Source organism: Kitasatospora sp. NPDC088160, assembly GCF_044741445.1.
GTDB lineage: Bacteria > Actinomycetota > Actinomycetes > Streptomycetales > Streptomycetaceae > Kitasatospora.
This window is the reverse complement of the sequence record NZ_JBIUSS010000018.1, coordinates 219,770-228,901: the sequence shown is the minus strand read 5'-3', so window position 1 is coordinate 228,901 and position 9,132 is coordinate 219,770. Positions and strand designations below refer to the sequence as shown.

At 70.4% G+C, this 9,132-nt stretch carries 10 protein-coding genes; 5 read left to right on the top strand and 5 right to left on the bottom strand.

Going from position 1 to position 9,132, the window contains the following annotated elements:
• On the top strand, window positions 1-205 hold a 205-nt coding region (locus tag ACIOGZ_RS27280; RefSeq protein WP_400812487.1), incomplete at its 5' end, for a hypothetical protein.
• A gap of 549 nt (window positions 206-754) precedes the next feature.
• Here the strand turns inward: ACIOGZ_RS27280 and ACIOGZ_RS27275 are convergent.
• Window positions 755-2,014, bottom strand: coding sequence for an IS21 family transposase (locus tag ACIOGZ_RS27275; protein WP_400987752.1), 1,260 nt, complete (start codon window positions 2,012-2,014; stop codon window positions 755-757).
• A 727-nt stretch (window positions 2,015-2,741) separates the two neighbouring features.
• On the opposite strand from ACIOGZ_RS27275, the gene ACIOGZ_RS27270 reads away from it, so the two are divergent.
• The 4 genes from ACIOGZ_RS27270 to ACIOGZ_RS27255 all read left to right on the top strand — a co-directional run bounded on the left by ACIOGZ_RS27270 (window position 2,742) and on the right by ACIOGZ_RS27255 (window position 4,733).
• Complete coding sequence (locus tag ACIOGZ_RS27270) at window positions 2,742-2,981, top strand: hypothetical protein (RefSeq protein ID WP_363589276.1); 240 nt, start codon at window positions 2,742-2,744, stop codon at window positions 2,979-2,981.
• A 66-nt stretch (window positions 2,982-3,047) separates the two neighbouring features.
• The gene (locus tag ACIOGZ_RS27265) at window positions 3,048-3,713 is read left to right on the top strand and encodes a DUF2637 domain-containing protein (RefSeq protein WP_400987750.1); all 666 of its coding nucleotides are present in this window, start codon (window positions 3,048-3,050) and stop codon (window positions 3,711-3,713) included.
• A 27-nt stretch (window positions 3,714-3,740) separates the two neighbouring features.
• Entirely contained in the window at window positions 3,741-3,992 is a 252-nt protein-coding gene (locus ACIOGZ_RS27260; protein ID WP_400845406.1) for a hypothetical protein, read from the top strand.
• A 102-nt stretch (window positions 3,993-4,094) separates the two neighbouring features.
• On the top strand, window positions 4,095-4,733 hold the full coding sequence (locus tag ACIOGZ_RS27255) for a GntR family transcriptional regulator (RefSeq protein WP_363589270.1): 639 nt from the start codon (window positions 4,095-4,097) through the stop codon (window positions 4,731-4,733).
• Window positions 4,734-4,768: 35 nt separating this feature from the next.
• Here ACIOGZ_RS27255 and ACIOGZ_RS27250 read toward each other — a convergent pair whose 3' ends face one another.
• The 4 genes from ACIOGZ_RS27250 to ACIOGZ_RS27235 all read right to left on the bottom strand — a co-directional run bounded on the left by ACIOGZ_RS27250 (window position 4,769) and on the right by ACIOGZ_RS27235 (window position 8,971).
• Window positions 4,769-5,509: a substrate-binding domain-containing protein gene (locus ACIOGZ_RS27250; protein WP_400845402.1), complete on the bottom strand. Its 741-nt coding sequence runs from the start codon at window positions 5,507-5,509 to the stop codon at window positions 4,769-4,771.
• Between the two features lie 79 nt (window positions 5,510-5,588).
• Window positions 5,589-6,263, bottom strand: coding sequence for a 3-oxo-tetronate 4-phosphate decarboxylase (gene otnC, locus ACIOGZ_RS27245; protein ID WP_363633335.1), 675 nt, complete (start codon window positions 6,261-6,263; stop codon window positions 5,589-5,591).
• Window positions 6,260-7,531 (bottom strand): 3-oxo-tetronate kinase, encoded by a 1,272-nt coding sequence (otnK, locus tag ACIOGZ_RS27240; protein WP_400987748.1) that lies wholly within the window; start codon window positions 7,529-7,531, stop codon window positions 6,260-6,262. The genes otnC and otnK overlap by 4 nt, the downstream gene beginning before the upstream one ends.
• A gap of 42 nt (window positions 7,532-7,573) precedes the next feature.
• Window positions 7,574-8,971 (bottom strand): gluconate:H+ symporter, encoded by a 1,398-nt coding sequence (locus tag ACIOGZ_RS27235; RefSeq protein ID WP_363633332.1) that lies wholly within the window; start codon window positions 8,969-8,971, stop codon window positions 7,574-7,576.
• Window positions 8,972-9,132 lie beyond the last annotated feature (161 nt).

Here is a 9,132-nt window from a genome sequence, read left to right as displayed (position 1 = left end):
CCTCGAACTCATCATCGCCGCCCCCGGCACCCTCCAGCAGAGCCGCAACATCCTGCGCAACCTCGCCGACAACGACCTCACCCTGAGCATCACCACCCCGACGGATGGGCCAGGCCGCAACCGAACGGCAGCCGGCCCGAACCACACCCGTGCGGCGCTCATCCTCGCCGCCGCCATCATCTGGGCCGCCAGACACAGAAGATGACCCCGCCCCCGACCACGGCACCTCCGACACGTCCGGATGCGGAGCACGACCCCGGCCAGACCTCCACCGTCACCGGCCCTGCCGCACGACCGAACACGGAAGCGCCGCCAGTGGGACGACGGCGCTCTCGCCGCTGCGCAGGTGTCGTACGCCGGAATCCTGACGATCCCGCGCGGTTCCAGGGCAGGCCGGGTAGCGCCCGGCCGCCGCTTCTCGATCCGGGGCGCCGCCCGGGAGGCTCGCCTCCCGGAGCCGGCCAGACCGGCTTGCGGTCCGAGGAGGTCACTTCCGGCACGGTCACGCGGCCGGGCGAGGCAGCGGGGGTGCAGGTGCAACGCCAACCGGCGGGCATCTGTCCCGCGGTCCTCCTTCGACCACCTGCTGATAGGGAACGAGATCCACTCCCGGCCGGATGAACTCGACCACGGCGACACCGACTTCCACCGCAGCGTCGACCAGGTCGTGGACCGCTTCCGCGCCGTGCCGCTGGTCCTGCAGCTGCCGATCGGTGCCGGGGCGGGCTTCCGGGGCGTGGTCGACCTGGCTTCGTCAGGACCTTTGGGGCCTTGGCGCCAAGCCATTCCTGTACAGGGCCTCGGCCTCGGCCCGAGCCGCCGGGGAGAGCGGGAGGTGGTCCTTGCCACGCGGGCAGGGTGGGGCCTCGACACGGGGCGGGCGGACCGGGCGTTCCAACATGATGGCCCTGTCGCGGTCGACCAGCCTCAGCCCAGCACCCTGCGGCGCCAGTGCGTAGCAGGCGATGACCGCTCCGCTCGCGGCGGTGATCGACAGGAACGATTCCCCGAGGCGTCGCCGGACGTGCACTTCCGCGCCGGCCAGATCGGCCGAGACCGCGTAGAAGTTCCCGCGATAGGGCACCAAGCCCTGCGGCATGACAGTGCGGTCGACGCAGCTCTGGAGCGGGTACGGGGTGCCCGGCAGGTCCAGCAGAGCCGTCGCCGGAGCCGACTGGTCCGGGTCGCCGACCGTGCGGCCGCGGCCGTCCAGGGCGGACGCGTACCGGTCGAGGCTCTCCTGGGCACTCCAGAGGGAGCGACCGTCCGGAACGGTGAGCCACCAGTTCTGGACGGTGGCGCGATGGGCCGCGTCCATGGCACTGACCCGGTCGGACCGGCAGACCTTGACCGTCACGCCGTAGTACTTGGCCACCCGCGCGAAGGCCGGCGTCACCCGACCGGTGTCCACGCACCACACGGTCGGCGACCGGCGGAACCGCCAGCATCCGGTGGTACCGCCCAGCCGCCGCAGCACCTGGTCGATCCCCTCGACGAGCTGCGGGAGTTCTCCGCCTTCGACGATCACGGCGCGCCAACGATCCGGCCGGGCGACCGAGCCCAGTAGCAGACGGGCCGGGCTCCTGCCGTCCCACTCCGCCGGTGGCCCGGGAAGCTCCAGCCACTCGAACCGGACCTTCTCGTCCGCCGGACGCGGGGCAACACCGCCGTCACCGAACCCGGCTGAGCCGCAGAACTCGCAGGCCGGCCGGACCCGGTGCTTGCGTACGGCCCGGGTGAAGGTCGAATATCCACCCGGATAGCCCAGCGCCGAGACCTCGTCGAACAGCGTGGATGCCGGCAGGTGCGGATCGTCCGCGAGTCGCTGCCGGCAGTACGGGAGGAAAGCGGAGAGCTGGTCCTGGGCCGAGCTGCGGATCCCCACGGTCCGCTCCCCGCGGAGGTAGAGCCTTACCGTCTTGCGGTCATGCCCCAGGTGCCGGGCGATGGCCGAGATGGACCATCCCTGCAGGTGCAGGTCCCGCACATTCTCGTATTCCTCCTTGGTGAGCATCCGCTGCTCCTCACAACCTGGACTTCACTCGCAGGCGGGGCCCGAATTTGAGCGATCCCCGTACGGCCGCAAATGCTACACGACCACTCCGAACGAATAGAGGGAGGATCGAGCGCCGGGCGTGCGCCCTGGGGAATTTCAGGGAGCGCCGCCATCGAGATGAATTACGCCACGGCCCGCATCTCCGGGGAGGTTTGACGAGCCGCACCGGAAACTCATATGGGACGACGCCCATATTCCACGGTAATCGGCCGGCGGGCAGCGGCTCACTGAACCGACCATTTGCCACCCGGGAGGCAGGTGGAAATCAGGATTCACCGGAAATCCATTTTCCGGCGCCGAAAGTAAAGGGCCGGTCATGTGAGTCCGCAGGTAGCGGCGGTACCAAGGGCGCGGGTCAGGCCGTCACGAACGCGGCAAAGCTCCGGTCGAACATCGAGAACCGGGTCCACTCCGACCACGACACCGCCTTCACCACTGGTGCCGGCACACCTCCCACTGGCCCTTCACGCGCCCGCTCGACCGCCTGGACATCCCCCAGGGGCCCGTCTGCACCAACACAGGAATTTGCGACAGCCCGGGCGGGCCCCGGAACGCAGCCGGGCCTGAACCAGTCCGGGTATTTTCGGAGAGCGCCGGAATGCTGAATATGGAACGACGCCCGGATGCCGGATACGCATCCCGGCAGCCATTTCGTTGATGGGGCATGAGTTCAATGTGCCAACCAATGACTCTGCCGCACCGTCTGCCGAAGGAGCCGGCAACCAGGCTCGGCGAGTGGTTCTTCGTCCCGGATCGGCGGAACCCGGCGGGTGACGTACGGATCGGCTACTTGTCATGCAACGGCGAACGGGTCGTCCTGCACCACTGCTCCAGCTACCTGGCCGACTTCCTGCGGACGCTCCGTCAGCTCGAGGAGGACTTCGCCAGACGCTGTGGCGCGGAGCCGGTCCCGACCGGCGCATGACGACCGAGATGCGCGCCGGACGGGCAACCGTCGCCCGGCGGAGACGGCAAGGACATGGAGGGCGCCGTGTATGACCCGAGAGCCGCCTTCCTCCCCCCGCAGGGTGGCGCCACCCAGTTCGAACCGGAGGACTCGCCCACGTACCCGACCATCGAAGCCTTGGGCACCTGGGACCCGGAGAGTCCCTTCGTCCCGCACCCCCGCGCTCCCGTCAGCGATCCAGGCCTGTCCGGCGCCGACCCCAGACGCCCGATCTCCCGACACCGACGGCGCACGCCCCCCGCTGAGGCCACCTGGTCACAGGTCCTCGGCTCGCTGTTCGTGGCACTCAGCACCATGACCGTCATCGCGGTGTGCGTGCTGGGCTGGTTACTCGCCTACGACCCGCTGCGCAACCTGGCGCTCAATCGAGCGCCGAGCGGACTTCCTCACCTGTGGCCGCTGGTCATCTACGGGCCGTGGCTGGTGGGCTGCCTGTCGGTACTGCACGCCGCGCTGGACGGACGTCGGCCCGTGCACTCGTGGGTCGTGGTGGTCGCCTTCTCCGCCACGGCGGCCGGCCTGTGCGTGGCCGACGCCTCACCGACCATCCCCGATGTGATCGTCGCAGGCCTGCCACCGATCACCGGGGTGGTTTCGCTGCACCAGTTGGTGCGTCAACTCCTCTCCGGAAAACGACCGCAACGCCCCACCTCTCACAAGGCGGGCCCCTCAAGACGGGTGCGGCGATGACAGCCAAGACCCGAGCGGCTTCCTGAAGTGCGGCTCGTCGAGCAGCATTGGCTCGACGTCATCCGCGCGGGTTTCGAGCGGTACGGCTCCTGCTCGGTCGAGACGCCGTCCGTGGAGTCGCTCGACGCGCTGGTGGCGAAGGGCGAGACCTCGCAGGAGGTCTACCCGCTGCGCCGGCTCCAGGAGGACCCGAACGACGCCTCGGACGCCGAGCTGGGCCTGCACTTCGACCAGGACGAGCCGATCAGGCCGTCGGCCGGGAGGGATACCGGTATATGATCTGTGTCCTTTGCACATCACCGTGCCTCATCCTGTCTGATTCCCGCGAGGAGGATTGTGTCGACCAGGTCTGGTTCCACGCGTGAGCCCATTGCCGATCGCATGTACCGGGTGCTGCTCGATCAGTTCATCGCCGGCGAACGGGTCGCGGGTTCGCCGTTGAACATCGGCGCGCTCTCGCGTGAGCTCGACGTCAGTCAGACGCCCCTACGCGAGGCGCTGGCACGGCTTGAGCACACCGGTCTGGTCCGGCGCGAGGCCCTCAAGGGGTACCGGGTCGCCGACGCGCTGAGCGAGCGGGAGATCGGGAAGCTGTTCGAGGCACGGCTGGTGCTCGAACCCGCGCTCACCCTGGAGGCCGGACTGCGGACCACGCCGGAGTTCCTGGACACCCTGCGCGCCGCCGTCGACGACCTGGACCACTCGGCGTCCAGCGCGGACACCCGTACCGAGGGGTTCCAGCACTACTGGACGGCCGACGACACCTTCCACCGGCTGATCGCCGCGCAGAGCGGCAACCCCTTCCTCGAACAGGCGCTGCTCGCGCTCGGCGGGCATGTGCAGCGTTTCCGGCTGTTCAGCAAGCGCGGGCAGACGAGTGCCGCCCACGCGGCCGGAGAACACCGGATGGTCTATGAGGCCCTGCGACGCCGGGATGCGGAAGGGGCGGCCGAACTGATGCGACGCCACCTCGCGAGCGCGAAGGACCGGATCCAGACGGCTGCCCCCGGCGAGCACTGAGTACCGGGCCGGAGAACACCGACCCGGTTACCGGATCAGTACGTGGTGACCGGGTCGAGCAGGGTGCGCGTGTAGGCCTCGGCGGCGAGCGGCCCGCGCAGGTGGGCGAGCAGCGAGCGGGCCGCGGCGGCTCCGGCCGAGCGGGCGGTGCGGGTGCTGACGATCGCCGAGAACTGGCTGTAGTGCTGCACCTCTTCGGGGAGCGGGCCGACGATGTCGGCCCGGGGCACGAAGAGGAGTTCGCTCAACTGCTGGATGGCGATGTCGGCGCGGCCGTCGACGACGGCCTCGGCGATGAAGCCCTTCTCGATGACGGTCGCCCTGGCATTGATCTCGTCGGCGATGCCCAGGTCACGCAGCAGCCCGGCGAAGTACAGGCCGCTCGCCCCGGTCCGCGAGTAGGCGACGCTGCGAGCGGCGCACAGGGTCGTGACGAGGGCGTCGCGGGTGCTGATGTCCGGGTGCGCGGTGCCGGGCGGTACGGCGAGTCCCACTCCCGTACGGGCTATCGCGGTACGCGTGTCGAGGTCGACCAGACCCCGTTCGGCGAGCGGGAAGAAGGAGTCGGTGACACCGATCATCACGTCGAAGGGTGTGCCCGCGTCGATCTGGCGGACGAGCTGGACCGTGGGGTCGAACACGGGAATGACGCTCACCCCGCTGTCCCGGGTGAAGGCGGGCAGGACGACCTCGTCCAGCGCCTTGCGGACGGCCAGGGCGCTGAACAGGGTGAGGGAGTGCCGGGCGGTGGTGTCGGCACTGTTGCTGTCGGACACGATGTCTTCACTCTTTCCTTCTCGGCCGGGCACCGGTTCGATCGGTGCCGCGGCGGGGGTGCGGGGCTCGGCGTCGGGACTACGCGGACGCGGTGAGCGCGGCGCGTTCGGCCCCGGTCAGCGGCCGCGTCGGCAGGCCGCGCAGCAGGAGGAAGAGCCGGGCCGTCTCCTCCAGTTCCTCCAGCGCGTCCATCGCCGTGGCCAGGGCTGCGCCCGCGACGACGGGGCCGTGATTGCTCAGCAGCATGGCGTGCCTGCGCCCGGCGGTCTCCTCCACCACCTCCTCCAGGCCGCGATCGCCCGGGGCGTGGTACGGCAGGACCGGCAGCTGTCCGATGCGCATCGCGAAGTACGCGGTCAGCGGCGGCAACGCGTCCTCGGGGTCGAGGCCGGTGAGGCAGGAGACCGCGGCCGCGTGCGTGGAGTGGGTGTGGACGACGGCCTGGGCGTCGGGCCGGGCGCGGAGCACTGCCGCGTGCAGGAAGGCCTCCTTGGAGGGCGGGGGTCCGTCGACGTGCCGCCCGTACTCGTCGGCCAGGGACAGCTGGTCGACGGTGACCGTGCCCAGACTGGAGCCGGTGGGGGTCACCAGAATCCCTTCCGGGGTGCGGACGGACAGGTTGCCGGTACTGCCGTGGGTGAGGCCGCGGGAGAACAATGAGCGTGCCGTGCGGACCAGTTCCTCGCCTGCCGCGGTCCGGGAGGGCCCGGTCGCGCGGCGCCCCCTGCGGCGGTCCGGGGAGCGCGAGGTCATCGGGCACCCCCTGCGGCGGTGGCGGTGAGCAGCAGGTCCCGCTCGCCGAAGTTCCCGGACTTGAGCAGGATGTCCAGACCGGCGGCGGTGTGGATCCACGGGACCCCGCGCGCCGCCTCGGCGCCGACCTGGCCTCCGTCGACGCCGAGCGCGCTGACGACCGCGCCGGACGTCTCTCCTCCGGCGATGACGAGTCGGGTCACCCCGCGTTCGGCCAGTCCCCGGGCGATGCGACCGAGTGCGGCCTCCAGGATCGACGCGGACCGCTCCAGGCCGAGGGCGTGCTGAACGTCCCGCAGTGCGTGCGGCGGCATCGAGGAGTGGATCAGCGGCCCCGCTTCGGTCGCCCGGCTGCCGAGATCGTCGTACCAGGCGAGTGCCCGGTCGGCGAGGGAGGCCGGTTCCCGGTCGGTCAGCGGGTCGAGGCGGTGGACGGGGCGGCCCGCCGCGCGCATGGCATCGATCTGCTCCAGGGTGCGCCTGGAACAGCTTCCGGCCAGGGCGACCGCGGGACCGTCCGGTCGCACGGGCCGACCTGCCCGGTCGCCGGGTGCGGAGGCGGAGCGCTCGGCGTGCACTCTGGCGAGCGCGCCGGCCAACCCCGCGGCGCCGGCGACCAGCGGCAGGTCCTCGCAGGCCTGGGCGATCGCGTACAGGTCGTCGTCGGTCAGCGCGTCCGCGAGGAGGTAGCGGGTGTGCCCGGCGTGTTGACGGATGGTGGAGCGGATCCGGTCGGCGCCGCCGGAGACGACGGTGTGGTCCAGCACGGCACAGCCGGGGTGGGCCGACTGGGCATCGAGCAGCCTGGGGAGGAAGGAGTCCCGCATGGGTGTCAGGGGGTGGTGCCGCATCGGGGACTCGGCCAGCAGCGTGCCGTCGACGAACAGGTACCCCTGGTACTGGGTGCGGCCGTGCTCGGGCGAGCTCGGTGTGGTGACGACCGGGCCGCCGCCGGTCGCCTGGCCGAGTGCGTCCAGCACCGGGCCGATGTTGCCCTGGGCGGTGGAGTCGAAAGTGGAGCAGTACTTGAAGTAGAGCCGGTTGGCTCCGGCTCGGGACAGCCTCAGCGCGGCGGCCTGACTCTGCTCAACTGCCGTTGCCACTGGGGCGGTTCGGGTCTTCAGCGAGATGACGGCGGCGTTGACGGGCTGCTGCGCCGGGAGTTCGTCGGGGGTGCCGAAGCAGAGCAGGGTGCGCAGGCCCTGACGTCGTAGCGCGGCTGCGACGTCGGTGCCACCGGTGACGTCGTCGGCGATCACACCGATCATGGTGTTTCCTTTCCGTCTGGCTCGGTCGTGGGAGGAGAGGCCCTAGGCCAGGGCGGATATGGCGAGTACACAGCCGAAGCCGAGCAGCGACACGGTGGTCTCGATGACGGTGAAGCTCTTGAACATGTCCGTCAGTGACATGCCGAAGCTCTCCTTGACCTGCCAGGAGGCGGCGTTGTTGATGTGCGGGAAGATGATGGAGCCGCAGCCGAGTGCGAGGACGACCAACGCCGGGTGCAGTCCGGGAGTCTCGGGCACCATGGGGGCGACGATCCCGGAGGCGGTGATGATGGCGACGGTCGCCGAGCCGACCGCCAACCGGATGAGGGCCGCGATCACCCAGGCCAGGATGAGCGGAGAGACGCCCAGGCCGTGCGTGAGGTGGGCGATCGCCTTGCCGATCCCGGAGTCCAGCATGACCCCGCTCAGGGCGCCGCCTCCCCCGATGATCAGCAGGATGGGGGCGATGGCCGCGATGCTGTCGTCGACCTGGCCCTTCAGCTGCTGCCCGCTGACTCCCCGCCCCCAGCCGAGGCCGATGACCGCGAGGATCACCGCGATCAGCAGCGCCACCACCGGCTGGCCGACGAAGCCGAGCGCACTCGCCCAACCCCCGGTCAGGTGGGCGACGGTGACCACGGACTGGCCCACGACCAGGATCAGCGGCAGCACCACCGGGATGACCGACAGGGCGATGCCGGGCGGGGTCCGGTCATCGGCCTTGAGCGTGAACTGTTCGACGAGTCTGGGCGGAGGCACCGGGAAGACGCGGCGGGCGATCGGGCCGGCCAGGAACTGGCCGGAGACCACCATGGTGATGACGGCGACCGGCAGGCCGTAGCCGATGACCGTCCCGACCTCGGTGTGGAGGGCGGTCGCGGCGGCGGTGGGGCCGGGGTGGGGCGGGACCAGCGCGTGGATCGAGGCGACGGTGCCCAGTGCCGGGACACCCACGAGCAGGTAGGGCGAAGTCCTCCTGCCCTTCGCGTCGCGGCCCTCACTGTCGAGCATGGTGGTCTCGACCTCCCGCGCGATGCTGAACAGGAGCGGCAGCAGCACCGCGAGGGCGACCTCGAAGAAGAGCGGGAGGGCGACGACGAAGGCCAGCAGGCTCACCATCCAGGGGATGGTGCGCAGGGAACGGCCCCGGGTGAGCACGGTGGCCAGCCGCCGGATGGCTCCGGATTCGGCGAGCACGGTGCCCAGGATGGTGCCCAGGACCAAGATCAGTCCGGTCTGCCCGAGCGTTCCGCCGGCCCCGGAGGTGACGGATTGAACGACCGCCGCGGGCTTCTCCCCGGCGACGAGCCCGATACCCAGAGTGCCGATCACCAGCGCCAGGAACGGATGGACCTTCAACCGTGTCGTGATCAACAGGACGACGACGACTATGCCGACGAAGCCGGTGACCAGCAGGCCGACCTCAGATGATGGGGCCACGCCAAACCTCTCTGTTCGCGCGGGCGGGGGGCGTCAATCGCGGGAGCTTCTATCGCGGGAGCGTCAGTCGAGGGGGCGTCAGTCGAGGGGGCTGCCCAGGTGGGGGTGCAGCCACGGCGCTCCGCCTATACGAATCACTCTGAAACTCGCTCAGTGCTGGC